This window comes from Methylomusa anaerophila, assembly GCF_003966895.1.
In the GTDB taxonomy this organism is placed as follows: Bacteria; Bacillota; Negativicutes; order Sporomusales; family Sporomusaceae; genus Methylomusa; species Methylomusa anaerophila.
This window is the reverse complement of record NZ_AP018449.1, coordinates 1,405,565-1,419,187: the sequence shown is the minus strand read 5'-3', so window position 1 is coordinate 1,419,187 and position 13,623 is coordinate 1,405,565. Positions and strand designations below refer to the sequence as shown.

General features: G+C 47.5%; 12 protein-coding genes. 1 reads left to right on the top strand and 11 read right to left on the bottom strand.

Going from position 1 to position 13,623, the window contains the following annotated elements:
- Positions 1-115: 115 nt before the first annotated feature.
- Positions 116-1,996: a selenocysteine-specific translation elongation factor gene (gene selB / locus MAMMFC1_RS06165; protein WP_126307398.1), complete on the bottom strand. Its 1,881-nt coding sequence runs from the start codon at positions 1,994-1,996 to the stop codon at positions 116-118.
- A gap of 113 nt (positions 1,997-2,109) precedes the next feature.
- Entirely contained in the window at positions 2,110-3,516 is a 1,407-nt protein-coding gene (gene selA, locus MAMMFC1_RS06160) for an L-seryl-tRNA(Sec) selenium transferase (RefSeq protein ID WP_126307396.1), read from the bottom strand.
- A 160-nt stretch (positions 3,517-3,676) separates the two neighbouring features.
- Here selA and yyaC point away from each other — a divergent pair, with 160 nt between their 5' ends.
- Positions 3,677-4,309 (top strand): spore protease YyaC, encoded by a 633-nt coding sequence (gene yyaC, locus MAMMFC1_RS06155; protein WP_232035700.1) that lies wholly within the window; start codon positions 3,677-3,679, stop codon positions 4,307-4,309.
- A gap of 157 nt (positions 4,310-4,466) precedes the next feature.
- Here yyaC and MAMMFC1_RS06150 read toward each other — a convergent pair whose 3' ends face one another.
- The 9 genes from MAMMFC1_RS06150 to MAMMFC1_RS06110 form a co-directional block, all read right to left on the bottom strand.
- Entirely contained in the window at positions 4,467-4,856 is a 390-nt protein-coding gene (locus tag MAMMFC1_RS06150) for a bactofilin family protein (RefSeq protein WP_126307394.1), read from the bottom strand.
- 309 nt (positions 4,857-5,165) lie between these two features.
- On the bottom strand, positions 5,166-6,095 hold the full coding sequence (locus tag MAMMFC1_RS06145; RefSeq protein ID WP_126307392.1) for a M23 family metallopeptidase: 930 nt from the start codon (positions 6,093-6,095) through the stop codon (positions 5,166-5,168).
- A gap of 271 nt (positions 6,096-6,366) precedes the next feature.
- Positions 6,367-6,885: a DUF4446 family protein gene (locus tag MAMMFC1_RS06140; RefSeq protein WP_126307391.1), complete on the bottom strand. Its 519-nt coding sequence runs from the start codon at positions 6,883-6,885 to the stop codon at positions 6,367-6,369.
- 30 nt (positions 6,886-6,915) lie between these two features.
- The gene (locus tag MAMMFC1_RS06135; RefSeq protein WP_126307389.1) at positions 6,916-7,617 is read right to left on the bottom strand and encodes a DUF554 domain-containing protein; all 702 of its coding nucleotides are present in this window, start codon (positions 7,615-7,617) and stop codon (positions 6,916-6,918) included.
- Positions 7,618-7,623: 6 nt separating this feature from the next.
- A complete protein-coding gene (locus tag MAMMFC1_RS06130; protein ID WP_126307387.1) occupies positions 7,624-8,781 on the bottom strand; it encodes an aminotransferase class V-fold PLP-dependent enzyme in 1,158 nt (385 codons plus the stop codon).
- A 16-nt stretch (positions 8,782-8,797) separates the two neighbouring features.
- Positions 8,798-10,024, bottom strand: a complete 1,227-nt coding sequence (gene hydF / locus MAMMFC1_RS06125) for a [FeFe] hydrogenase H-cluster maturation GTPase HydF (protein WP_126307385.1) — start codon at positions 10,022-10,024, stop codon at positions 8,798-8,800.
- Between the two features lie 336 nt (positions 10,025-10,360).
- On the bottom strand, positions 10,361-11,761 hold the full coding sequence (locus MAMMFC1_RS06120; protein ID WP_126307383.1) for an aspartate ammonia-lyase: 1,401 nt from the start codon (positions 11,759-11,761) through the stop codon (positions 10,361-10,363).
- An 83-nt stretch (positions 11,762-11,844) separates the two neighbouring features.
- Complete coding sequence (locus tag MAMMFC1_RS06115) at positions 11,845-12,750, bottom strand: ParB/RepB/Spo0J family partition protein (protein ID WP_126307381.1); 906 nt, start codon at positions 12,748-12,750, stop codon at positions 11,845-11,847.
- The gene (locus MAMMFC1_RS06110; RefSeq protein ID WP_126307379.1) at positions 12,743-13,504 is read right to left on the bottom strand and encodes a ParA family protein; all 762 of its coding nucleotides are present in this window, start codon (positions 13,502-13,504) and stop codon (positions 12,743-12,745) included. Before MAMMFC1_RS06110 ends, MAMMFC1_RS06115 begins: the two co-directional genes overlap by 8 nt.
- Positions 13,505-13,623 lie beyond the last annotated feature (119 nt).

Here is a 13,623-nt window from a genome sequence, read left to right as displayed (position 1 = left end):
CACACTCCCTCAAAGCATTTGTACATTGTAGATGTACATTTCTATACACGAATAGTTGTAAATATAATTATAAAAATGAATTGTTATACTGTCAATATGCTGCATTAAATTTCTTTTATTCTGACAAATCTAGTATTTTCCGGGTCGCATGCCGTAAATCTCCGTCTCTTATTGTATATTTATGCATATCAAAATACTCCATCAGCGGCACCGCCACCTTGCGGGAAGTGTTAAGCATATCCCGTAACTCGGCTACCGACAGGGTGGAATACACCTGAAAATGCTTCTGAATAAGTTGCGCAATGTATTGAATTGTTTTTCTGTATACAAACATATCGCCCACCTTTATGAGAATGCCGGCGCGAGTCAAAATCTCATGAGCGGCTTTAGCTTTTTCAAATGGTAAAGCCAACTTTTCCCCCAAAAGAAGTATATCTATGTCTGTTAACCCAATTCCGGCCAAAGCAGCCTCCGCCTTGGCCGTCAGATCCTGTTTCCAGTCGCCATGCTTGGCCGCATGTGCTGCTAAAGCGATATCGCCGCCGGTCATGATTATACCGCTATGGGCATGCCAGTATTCCAACAGCCTTTCAAATGTCTTTTCATCCAGTTTCAGCTTTTGCCGCAGGATATCCTTGCCCATCCCGCCCCTGTCCGGCTGGCTGCGGTGATATTCCTTTAAAACCGCCAGCATCTGCTTTGTCATTTGCTCAAGTACCGGACGGGCTATATAGCCTTCCTTCAGGTTAACAAGCTTTTCGTCTTTTTCCAAGCCGGCCACAGCCGCAGCAACCGTAATATCCGTAAGATAACCTGCCTGTCGCCTGATATCTTCAACGCCCTGAATCTTATGTGCGCCGGCAAGTCTTCCCCAGATCATTCCTTCCGTATTCCCGGCCGCTATGGCTTGTTCTAATTCTGCCAGTTCGGGACCAAACTTCCGGCTGGCTTTGCCGGGAGCCAGCAAAGTTGCGCCTCCTAACAAGTACTGCGGCGAATATAGCCGCAAGATTCCCTTGTCTCCCAGGCTGGCGGCCAAAGGCGCTTCCAATATGAGCCGCATATATTTATTAGAAGTGTCCTTATATTGGTAGACTCTCCCTAAAAATTCGCCTGTGCCCAGATGGAGCCTTACTCTGGTACCGCTCGCCACTTCCTGCAGCCATTCCACTGTTATGTCCCATAAGTTGCTTATCTCTCCCCGTTCCGGCGAACTTAGGGCCATGCCGCGGAATATTTCCTCCATATCCACGCCGCTAATATTTATCGCCGCTCTTTGTCCGGCATAGATTACTTCGGTTTTCCGGCCGTGAGACTCAAATCCCCGGACTCGCACCAATTTGCCGGCAGGATACAGAATCATCGTATCGCCGCTCTTGGCGCTGCCGCTTAGGACTGATCCTGTTACCACTACCCCGTATCCCTTCACTGTAAATACCCTGTCAATCCACAAACGGAAAGGGGCTGAGCCGTTACGGGCCGGGACTGTTTTGGCCAACTGGGCCAAAGTGTTCTTTAACGTATCAAGCCCTGCTCCTGTTATTGCCGATACATGAATGTATTTCGCCGCTTCCAAAAAGGTGCCGGCTAAGAATCCCCGTGTCTCGCTCTCAATTAGTTCGAGCCATTCTTCATCTACTTTGTCAATTTTATTAATTACCACTACACCCTGCCGGATACCCAAGAGCTGTAACATCGCCAAATGCTCTCTGGTCTGGGGCATGATACCCTCGTCAGCCGCTATAACCAGCATCACTAAGTCTATGCCGCCGGAACCGGCCAGCATGTTTTTCAAAAATCGTTCATGCCCCGGGACATCGACAATTCCCGCAATCATATCATCACCCAGGTTTAAGGAGGCAAAACCCAAGTCGATTGATATCCCCCTTAGTTTCTCTTCTTTCAACCGGTCGGTGTCGGTTCCCGTCAATGCCTTTATGATCGCCGATTTACCATGGTCAACATGCCCCGCAGTGCCAATTATCATATATTTCATTTTTTCTCTACCTCTACCGCTACCTCTACCGCTACCTCTACCTCTAAATTTGCTCTAAACTGTTAGATAGACTGTAGATTGCCGTTTAGACTGCCTCTAAATTGCCGCTAAGCCTATTGATCCATAGATTTGCTTATTTCCAATAGTATTTTCGCTGTTTCATCAAGGTCGGAGTCAGTCATGCATCTTACATCAAAAATAACTTTCTCCTCCTGTACTCTTACTATTATTGGATTTTCCCGGACACGCAGCTGGGTCTCAAGCGCCGCCGCACTATACCGGCCTGGCGTTACCGCTACCCCGTAGCTTGGTAATGCCGCTGTTGGCAAGGCTCCTCCCCCTGCCTGCGATACCAGCTGGTTTATGGATATGTTCCAGCCAGTGTCTGCCAGGGGTCTTATTTTGTCCGCCAATCTTTTGGCCCGATCGTAAAGTTCCTCCTGGGTCCGGTGCAGCATGTTCAGCACCGGAACATCGCACACCGGATTGCCAAGCTGATAATCCATCAAGGTTCCTTCTAACGCGGCAAGGGACAGTTTATCAATACGAATTGCCCGCAGCAGCGGATGTTTTTTTAGCCGCCCGATATATTCGGCTTTGCCGGCAATAATCCCTCCCTGGCTCCCGCCCATCAGCTTGTCACCGCTAAATGTTACGATGTCAAAGCCTACTGCCAAGCTCTCTTGTACGGATGGCTCCCTGTCGCCGCCGAAGCTGAGCGGCACCAGCGTGCCGCTGCCCAAATCCTCTATCAGCGGCAGATTATGCCGCCGGGCCAGCAGCGATAATTCCTTACTGTCGGGCTGGGCAGTAAAGCCGACAATTTTGTAATTGCTTGTATGTACTTTCAAAATAGCGCCGGTGTTCAAGCTAATCGCTTGTTCATAGTCATAAAGATGAGTTTTATTGGTCGTTCCAACCTCAATCAGCTGGGCGCCGCTTTGCCTAAGGACATCCGGCACGCGAAATGCGCCGCCAATCTCCACCAGCTCACCTCGGCTTACAATTACTTCCTTGCCTTTGGCCAGGCCGGATAACACTAATAATACGGCGGCGGCATTGTTATTAACGACTAAAGCATCTTCCGCTCCCGTAATTGTACACAGGCGCTTTACTATATGGGAGTAACGGGAACCCCGTTCACCGCTGGCAATGTTGTATTCCAAATTGCAATAGCCGGTCAGCACCTTTTCCACCATACTTTTGGCCCGTATACTCAGCGGGGCTCGCCCGAGATTGGTATGAAGCACAACACCGGTAGCATTTATCACCGTCCTTAGACTTGGTTTGGCGGCAGCTTCAAATTTCAGCAATACGTCAGTGAGTAGCGCCGGGACAGATATGTCCACAACCTCTCCCTGTTGAATTTTTTGCCGGGCCTCGTCTACAACTTGCCGTATCTTTTCCACTAATAGCGGGTAAGGAAACTGCTGCAGATCATTTTTGCAACCTGCCGCAGCAACCAGCCGGTCTATAGCCGGCAGACTCCGCAATCTTTCTTTTGTTAGTTCCCTATCCATAAACAGCCTACCTCCGCCAGATAAGTTTAATATTTAGTAGTATGTACAAAAATGACTTATCCCGTCCACCTTCTTGCTCCGGTGTATAAAATATGTTTATATTCTGCATACTTATATTATATTGCTTTTTATAATCCGCCGGATAAGGAGTTTGCCCACCGTGCTCAACAATCTTTTGAACTTCCCTGATTTTAATCTGGCTAAAACCGTCAAACCACTCTCGGAAAGCCTCAGTCAGCTCCCCGCCGTCGCCGAGGCTAAATTCAGCATTCATCATCCCAATACAGTATTCGACCTGGCTTCCACCGCCAAAAAAATAGTTGCCAAAGCGAAATCCCTCAATCAGGATGTTATTGTTTTATGTATTGGTACCGACCGTTCTACCGGCGACTCTTTGGGTCCCCTTACAGGTACCAAGCTAAAATCCATAAATCTGTTTCCCCATGTTTTTGGGACCCTCGACGAGCCGGTTCACGCTACTAATCTAACGAAAGTAATTCAATCTATCAATTCCACGTTTGCAAATCCCTATATTATTGCCGTTGACGCTTGTCTCGGCAAACTGGAAAATGTAGGCTGCGTTACCATCGGCCTAGGCTCCGTCAAGCCCGGCGCCGCTGTAAATAAGGAACTGCCGGCGGTTGGCAACGCCTACATAACAGGTATTGTTAATGTTGGCGGATTTTTAGAACATATGGTGCTGCAAAGTACTCGTCTTAATCTGGTTATTAAAATGGCTGATACCATAGCCTACGGTCTGTCTTTCAGTCTTGGCCGCTCCCACTCTAACTGATCAACCCAATCATCTATAGTCTATATGGGACGCATTAAAGAATGGCATCGCGGCACCCGGATATAAGTAGATTCTTAACGTATTCCCGCTAGATAAATTGTATTAAAGACCAGGGCATGGGTTCTCTCAATCCATGCCCTGGTCTTTAGTGTTGCCTTTATTCTTGCGATTCGGTCGATTCGATGCTGTCACCTTGTTTCATTTCGCAAACGCCCCGGAACACTGCCCCCTCGTTGACTGTCAGCGTTCCCACTTTAATATCTCCGAATATCTTGGCCGAAGGCAGAAGTTCCAGCTTTTCCGTAATATTTATATTACCGCTTACCGTACCGGCGACAGTGGCGTTTCTGGCTGTTATTTGGGCATTAATCCTCCCGGTTTCGCCTATTACCAGGTCACCGGTTGTATTCAGATCTCCCTCCAGCTGGCCGTCGACCCTAAGTGTTCCCTGGGAGGTAACTGTACCTTTTATAAAGGTGTCTTTGCCAAATACTGTACCAACCTGATCGCTGAGACCTATTATCTGCTTTTTGCTGCCGCCAAACATCTGTCTTCTTACCCTCCTAAGATCGTCAATTTCTGCCTTTAAACGCAAGACACTGCTAAATCCCTATCATTACATCGTTGAAAAAGCCGGCTAACGCCGAGCTTAAACGAAAGCGATAGCCGTTGGTTGCCAGAAAGTACTTATACTTTTTTTAGACCAAGAAAGACCCGAAGGGTCTTCCAGCAGGGATCAATTATTTCTACCTTCCCAAAATGTTATAAATTCCCGCCTGAAAAGCAATTCCCATACTTTGCCGGGTGCTGTTCCCAAGGGCGTACCGCGTGATACCGGAGAATTTATCCCTATGCCTTATAGGAAATTGGCCGGATTTACAGCTGTGCCGTTGACCCTCACTTCATAATGGAGATGTGGTCCGGTACTTGCGCCCGTATTTCCCATATAGGCAATAATGTCGCCTTTTTTCACAGTTCGTCCAACTTCGGCCAGATTCTCACTGTTATGAGCATACACGGTTACGATACCGTTGGCATGTTCAATTTGAACCATATTACCGTAGCCGCCGTTCCAGTCACTGCCTGTGACAACGCCGTCAGCAGCAGCCAGGATAGGAGTTCCTGCATCATTGGCAATATCCAGGCCCGGATGCCATTCACTACCCCAGCCCCAAGGCGAGTTTCGCCAGCCGAATCGTGATGTAACTTCACCGGTGGCAGGCCAAATGGATGGCATTGCCGCTAACCGCTGCTGCTTGGCCATTAGAGCTTCTTTCACTTCGGTTAGGCTTTGTTCCCTGGCTTTTGCACTGGCTGTTAAATCTTGAATCAGCGCTGCAATATCTTTCGCCTCGGGCTTCACTGCCGGACCACCCTGACCGGTGTGCGCCGTTATGCCAGACGGTCTTACCGGCGCCGAACGGGATGTTCCTGCTGCTTCTTCCGTGCCCATAATTTTTCTCACATCAGCGTCCAATTGATTGAGTCTTGTCATATCTTGTTGCAGCGAGGCGGTGGCTTTAGCTAATTGCTCCAACTGGGCGTGTTGTTTGGAATTTACATCTCTTAGCTGTTCCAGTTCCGCTTTTTCCGTATTGGCGGCATGGGCCGCATAGCGGTAATTAAGCAGGATCCCAGTAAAGAATACCATACACACGCACAGGGCAATCACACAATATTTTATCGTTCTGATAGGAATGCGCACACTGATTACTTCTTTTCCGTGGTGCGGCACAATCATAAACGTATACTCACGATTATCAGGTTTTGTACTTTTTAGAATCAATAGTCATCACCTTTCTCAAATATCGATGTTACAGAACCAGAAAGTATGGCTTTTCACGCTTTTTTACGATATCAGAATTCATAACTTTTAGGGAAGGTACAAAGGTAAATAGCAGGCCCTCAATATGTAGTCGCTGCATAATTGCAGCTTGTTGTATAAGTTTTTCCCCGGCAGCAGACGCTTGCGGTTGCTGCCTTCGGCAATTAATATTTTCCGGACATACGCCTAACTTTGTCTATAATTCGCCATCTTTGTCAAAATTCCTGCCTAATTATGAACTTTTTCCCAGTGCCTTATGGAGGGCTTCTTTTTCTTCACCGGATAAATAGTAGGTTGATTCTCCTGCTTGCACCGGCTTGGCATAAATGCGGGATTCATTTCGTCCATAAATACTTGATATGATTATCCCGTTCTTCTTCCTATCAAGCAACGCTATGGCAAAGCTAAGATCACTGCCGGTGTCCGCAAAGGCGTTGAAACGAACAATACCTACATGTTGGATTGATTGGCGGCAAACTTCTTCCAGCCGTTTTACATCTTCGCTTAGTCTGGCAACTGTATTAAGAGCTTGTCGAACTTCTTCAACATTGGTCATAAGTAATTGTTCCAGGTTTGATCCTTCCATACCACGCATCATTTTTCGATAGCGTTTATTGAGTTTTTCTATTTTGATATTCAGGCTGATGAAAATTATAAGTGCTACGATAATAAGGGCCGTTATCCCTAAAATTACATAAGGCAAATTGTTTATAATCAATATTCTTATTTCCTCTGTTATTTCCGTATTCATTGCGGTCACCTTTCCTCACTCAATTATAGCCTACTGCCTAACTGTCCAAAAGTACGCAATTACCGTTACGATAGGTATGGACGGCAACAGATTGGCCAGTTTGATCTTTTTTACTTCCAGCATTAATATGCTTACACCGATAATTAAAATGCCGCCGGTTGCTGTCAGCTCGCTGATCACCTGGTCGGACAATATAGGTGCAATCGCTGCCGCCAACAATGTCAAAGACCCCTGATACAGGAGCACAGACACACTCGCGAATGCTACTCCCGCCCCCATGCTGGAGGTAAAAACAACCGCCATGATGCCATCGATCAGCGATTTGGCGTATAAAGTGCTTGCGTCTCCCGTTAAACCGTCTTGAATTGAGCCTATAACCGCCATGGCCCCAATACAGTATACCAGACTGGCCGTCACGAAACCGTTGCCGATATTGTTCTGGCCTTTTTCCCTTGTTTTTTCATCCAAATACGCTCCCAGCCATTTTCCCAGCCAGTTTAACTTGCCGTCGATATCCGCTGCTTCTCCTATGACTGCGCCGATGGCCATCGCTAAAATTACGATCAGCATATTATTGCTTTTGAGCGCCATTTGCGTGCCGATGATTCCTACTGCCAAAGCCATTGCCTGCATCATTGTCTCCTGATATCTTGCCGGAATGCCCCGCTGCAAAAGGAGTCCTATTCCTGATCCCAGAACGATTGCCGCCGTATTTACCAAAGTTCCTTTCATGGATACTCATCCCTTTCTTTTGGCTGCCAATTGACCTACCGCTCGCACCGCTTCGCTTATTTGCTTTGGGGTGTTGAAATATCCCGGGCTGAATCGTACGGCTCCCGTTTTCAGAGTGCCGATAGTCCGATGCGCCCATGGCGCGCAATGCAATCCTGACCTGCAGGCTATCCCATAATCCCGATCCAGGCGATAAGCTATGTCGCCGCAGTCTTGCCCGTCAATAGTAAATGCCATTACTGCCGTCCGCCGCCCTTTACTCAGCGGACTATATATTGTCAACCCTGGTATTTCCTTAAGGCCATTTTCTAATTCTTGGGTTAGTTCCAACTCTTTTTTCCTAATAGCACCGCTTCCTTCGTTACGGATGAATCTCACTCCCGCCTGCAACCCTGCTATCCCCGGCGTGTTGGGCGTACCGCTTTCCAGCCTGTCCGGCATAAAGTCCGGTTGCTCATCCGATTCAGACAAGCTCCCTGTTCCCCCCAGCCGCAACGGCGCTACCGCAATTCCCTCCCGCACATACAATCCGCCTGTCCCCTGCGGTCCCAGCAAGCCTTTGTGGCCACTAAAGGCTAAGACATCGATTCCCATTGCGGCGACGTCTATCGCTTCTACTCCTGCTGTTTGGGCAGCATCGACAATCAGGGTGATACCATGTTCCCTTGTTAGCCGGCCTATTTCCTCCACCGGCTGTATCTGTCCGGTCACATTGGACGCATGTGTCATCACTACTGCTTTCGGTGAATTATTGAGCGCCGCGGTCAGTGCTTTCATATCAAGATCCCCGGTTGGGCTGCAAGGAACAATGATTAAATTTGCCCCTCGTTTCTCTACAAAACGAAGGGCTCGCGCTACAGCGTTATGCTCCATGGCGGTGGTCACTACGGTATCACCCGGGCGTACTACGCCAAAGATTGCCGTATTGATTGCGTCGGTGGCATTCAAGGTGAATGCGATCTGATTGGCATCTTCTATATGAAATAACTCAGCCAGTTCCTCTCTTGTCTCATAAAGCAGCAGGCCGGCCGCGCGGGCCATGCTATGCCCGCCGCGGCCCGGATTTGCGCCTATATTTCGCAAGCAACAATCTACGGCCCGGTAAACCTCCTCCGGTTTCGGCCAGGTGGTTGCGGCATTATCCAGATAGATTAGTGCGCTCATCTTAACTTCCCCCTTTCTACTTATCTTCCAATATAAGTTGCGCTAAAGGAAAAGGCTTTAATGCCCGCTGGAGAATGCCATGAACCTTGGCTATTAGTAATCCATAGTTTACTATCGGCACTCCCGCTTCCCTGGCAACTGCCAGACGGTATAACATTTCCCGCCTGTTAAGCATGCAGGCGCCGCAGTGTACTATCAGTTTGTACTGCTGCAGGTTTTCCGGAAATGTGCTGCCGGCGGTCCATTCGAAGCTTAATTCATCCCCCACCGTTTGCCTGAGCCAGCGAGGAATTTTTACACGGCCAATATCGTCCGCCTGACGATGATGGGTGCATCCTTCTGAAATTAAGACTTTGTCCCCTGCCTTTAAATGGTCGACGGCCTTTGCTCCGGCCACTAACGTTTCTAAGTCGCCTTTATGCCGCGCAAACAGTATGGAGAAAGAAGTCAGCAATACTCCCGGCGGGGTGTCGGCACTCACTTTCATGAATTCCTGCGAGTCGGTTACTACCATGCGCGGCGGACCGGCCATATTTTCCAATACTTCTTTGAGCTCTCTTTCTTTAACAACCACAGCGCAGGCGTCATTATCCAGTAAATCGCGGATAGTCTGCACCTGAGGCAATATTAGCCTGCCTTTGGGGGCGGCAAGATCAATCGGCACCACCAGTACGACCATATCACCGGGATTGATCAAGTCGCCGATTATCGGCGGTCCTTCCCAATCATCCGGCGCGTTTCTTATAATAAGGCCTTTTAACTCTTCAATACCGGCCCCGGTCCTTGCACTGATGGGTAATATGGCTATGTCAAGCGCCTGTTTCCAGGTCTCAACTTGTTTCTCATCCACTGGATACAGATCCGTCTTATTCAGTACACAGACTACGGGTAAGTTTCGTTTTCTCATGGCGCTTATAAGAGAATGCTCATATTCGGTTACGCCGCTTTCCGGCTCAACAACGATAATCGCCAGGTCGGCCTTATGCAGCACCTGCATCGTCCGTTCTACCCGCAAAGTACCTAAATCACCTACATCATCAATACCGGCAGTATCAATTATCATTACGGGGCCGATTGGCAGTATTTCCATAGCCTTATATACCGGATCGGTTGTCGTTCCCGGAACATCGGACACCAAGGCAATATCCTGATTGGTTAATGCATTGATCAAGCTTGATTTACCGGCATTTCTCCTGCCGAATATGGCAATATGCAACCGTGATCCTTTAGGAGTGTCTTGCACAAATTGCCCCTCCTTCGCTTACCTCAAAGTAAATTGTTTCTTTTTCCTATATTCTGTGTTTAATTTTTCAAGTTCGAACTGCCAGGACCTTCATTTCAATGTTTTATCTCCTTTTTTCCCTTACTATTAAATTTTAGAAAAGGACACGGAGGACACAGATGGAAACACTGAAAGTTGAATGGTTATAATTCCCTGCAACCCTCCGTGTCCTCTGCGCCCTCTGTGGTCAAACGCGTTTCCCCTTAGTTCGCTTCGTCAATCTTTATTCCTTATGATTCTAATGTATTGGCATTGAATTTCCCCGCTTTGATTTTTACGGCTCACTTTTTCCACCGGTTATTTCGTTTTTCCGCCGGCTATACCGGGCTTGGTCATGGCTTTGGGATCCAATATGGCATCAAGCCGGTCCGGCGATAATAGATTCATTGCCAGCGCTGCCTCTGCCACGGATAAACCTTCGTTCTTCGCTTTTTTTGCCAACTCTGAAGCCATATCATAACCAATATGCGGCGCTAAAGCGGTTACGCTGACTTGACTGTTATGTAAGAGTTCCAGGCATCGCTCCCGTTCCGCAGTCAATCCTTTTATACAATAATCTGTTAATATTATAACTCCATTTGTCAATATACTTAAACTTGCCAAAAGATGGTGAGCTATGAGCGGCATAAACGGGTTCAACTCCAGTTGCCCGGATTGGGCCGCCATAGCGATTGCCATATCAGAGGCCATTACCTGGAACGCAACCTGATTGACGGCTTCCGGTATGATAGGATTTACTTTTCCCGGCATTATGGAAGAACCGGCCTGCCGTTCCGGCAATCTAATTTCGCCAAACCCGCTTTTAGGCCCTGACGACATTAGCCGCAAATCATGAGATATCTTACCTAAATTGACTGCCAATGCTTTTAACAGTCCGGACACTTCCACAAATACATCAGCATTCTGGGTCACATCTATCATATTTTCCGCCCGGGCAAGGCCAATCCCTGCATACTGCCGAATCCGGTCATTTACCATATAAATATATTTAGGATTGGCATTTATGCCGGTTCCCACAGCAGTTCCCCCCAGATTTATCTGGCGTAACCGTTCTTCTACTTTATACAGGCGCCACCTGTCCCGCGCAATAGCTCCCGCATAAGCACTAAATTCCTGTCCGAGCATAATCGGAACCGCGTCCTGCAATTCTGTCCGTCCAACTTTGATTATGCCGGCAAATTCGGCTTCCTTATCCTGAAGGGCTTCCTGAAGTTTAGCGCACTTTTCGCTTAACGGCTTCAACAGCCAGATGGCTGCTATGCGCATTGCCGTTGGATAGACATCGTTGGTGGACTGATGCATATTTACATCATTTAGCGGGTGAACTATCCTATAGTCTCCCTTTTGTCCCCCCAGCAGTTCAATGGCCCGGTTAGCGACAACCTCATTTACATTCATATTGGTGGATGTGCCTGCACCACCCTGGAGTGCGTCTACCAGGAATTGGTCACCCCAATTCCCCGCTGCCACCTCGGCGGCGGCGCCAGCAATAGCTTGCCCTTTTTCTTTCGTTAGATAGCCCAACTCACTATTTACCTCAGCTGCGGCCTGTTTGACAAGCCCGATGGCCTGAATTAACTTAGTGTGAACTTTGCAGCCGGAAAGCGGGAAGTTTTCCACCGCCCGCAGTGTATGTACGCCATAATAAGCTTGTTTCGGCACCTGCTTTTCTCCCAGCAAGTCTTTTTCAGTCCGCATGGCGCTCCTCCATAAAATAAATTGATGTATTTGCCGGTACTGCCAAATTACTAATCTCACTAGTGTTTCACGTGAAACACTGTTTATACTACTAATTGGCCTTTAAACTTACCGGCCTCCCCCTCTTGACGCTCATACGTCAGCGCTTCAATAATCCGTTCCAAGTCCTCATTGGAATAAAACTCAATTTCAATTTTACTCTTTAGTTTTCCTGGTTTAATTTTTACCTGCGTCCCAAGAATCAATTTTAAACGGTCCTCATACTCATTCATGAAAAATTGATCACGATTGGTTTGCTTTTGATCCAACACCCGCTCCCTCTTGCCAGGCTTGCGGGCTAACAATGTTCTGACTAATTCCTCGGCGTCCCTGGCCGAATGATCCTCTTCAATAATACAGTTTGCCAACTCCATTTGCATAGCGGGGTCATTAATCGCCAATAACGGACGGGCCTGCCCCATGGACAATGTTCCACGTGAAACAAATTCCTGAACATCGGGATGCAGATTCAATAATCTCACAATATTAGCAATCATCGACCGGCTGCGGCCGATTTTTTGAGCAACTTCTTCCTGGGTTAAGCCAAAATCCTCTATAAGACGCCGGAAAGCAAGGGCTTCCTCAATAGGATTCAAATCTTGCCGTTGAAGATTTTCAATAAGCGCAATCTCCATCATCTCCGCGTCGGTGTATTCACGAACAACCACAGGAATCGATTTTAGGCCGGCCTTCTGCGAAGCCCGCCACCGCCGCTCACCGGCAACCAATTCATAGCCGGTCAAAGTTTTGCGCACAACCACCGGTTGCAATACTCCATGTTGCCGAATCGATTCAGCCAATTCAGCCAGCGCTTCCTCATCAAATATTCGCCGGGGTTGAAACTGATTAGGACAAATCTCCTGAATCGATACTTCCGTAGGCTTGTCATCAATATCGTCAGGAGCGCTAAATAAAGCATCTAAACCTCTGCCTAAACCACGTTTACTCATCGCCAATCACCTCACGGGCTAAATCAAAATAAACTTCCGCACCTTTGGATTTGGGATCATAGATTATGACAGGTTGACCATGGCTTGGGGCCTCACTAAGCCGGACATTACGGGGAATAATGGTTTGATATACTTTGTGCCGGAAATGATTTTTTACTTCGTCAACCACTTGTATCGACAAATTGGTCCGGGCATCAAACATGGTAAGTACCACCCCTTCCAAAGTAAGCACAGGATTCAGATTTTTTTGTACCAGAGAGATAGTATTCATTAACTGCGTCAGGCCTTCCAGAGCATAGAACTCGCATTGAATTGGCACAAGGACAGAATTAGCGGCAGTTAAAGAGTTAAGAGTAAGTAAACCCAAGGAAGGCGGGCAATCGATTAATACAAATTCAAAATTATGTTTGGCTCTGTCTAATACCCTTTTGAAGCGCGTTTCCCGGGACATCATGGAAACAAGTTCAATCTCGGCGCCAGCCAATTGAATGGTGGCAGGCAACAATTTTAAGTTAGGTATCTGAGTATCAACAATAATTGACTCCACAGGAACATCATTAACCAAAGAATCGTAAACGCAGCGCTTAATGCTTCCTTTATCAAATCCGAGGCCGCTGGTGGAATTACCCTGAGGGTCGATATCCACCAAAAGAACCTTTTTTCCTAATTCAGCAAGGCAGGCGCACAAATTCACTGCCGTAGTCGTCTTGCCGACCCCACCTTTTTGGTTAGCGATTGCAATCACTTTAACCATCAATTCACCTCAAAAAAAGTAGTATACTAAATCATTCATTCAACGCAAAAAAATGATTTCCTGCCAGAAAATACAGAATGACGGGAGGATTATCATAAGGATTGTCATAAAGATACGAA

Bases quoted from the DNA above. Each gene is read 5' to 3' on its own strand.
- selB (WP_126307398.1), bottom strand. From the start codon at position 1,996: ATGAAATATATGATAATTGGCACTGCGGGGCATGTTGACCATGGTAAA.
- MAMMFC1_RS06115 (WP_126307381.1), bottom strand. From the start codon at position 12,750: ATGAGTAAACGTGGTTTAGGCAGAGGTTTAGATGCTTTATTTAGCGCT.
- MAMMFC1_RS06135 (WP_126307389.1), bottom strand. From the start codon at position 7,617: ATGAAAGGAACTTTGGTAAATACGGCGGCAATCGTTCTGGGATCAGGA.
- MAMMFC1_RS06120 (WP_126307383.1), bottom strand. From the start codon at position 11,761: ATGCGGACTGAAAAAGACTTGCTGGGAGAAAAGCAGGTGCCGAAACAA.
- MAMMFC1_RS06130 (WP_126307387.1), bottom strand. From the start codon at position 8,781: ATGAGCGCACTAATCTATCTGGATAATGCCGCAACCACCTGGCCGAAA.
- selA (WP_126307396.1), bottom strand. From the start codon at position 3,516: ATGGATAGGGAACTAACAAAAGAAAGATTGCGGAGTCTGCCGGCTATA.
- MAMMFC1_RS06110 (WP_126307379.1), bottom strand. From the start codon at position 13,504: ATGGTTAAAGTGATTGCAATCGCTAACCAAAAAGGTGGGGTCGGCAAG.
- MAMMFC1_RS06140 (WP_126307391.1), bottom strand. From the start codon at position 6,885: ATGAATACGGAAATAACAGAGGAAATAAGAATATTGATTATAAACAAT.
- MAMMFC1_RS06150 (WP_126307394.1), bottom strand. From the start codon at position 4,856: ATGTTTGGCGGCAGCAAAAAGCAGATAATAGGTCTCAGCGATCAGGTT.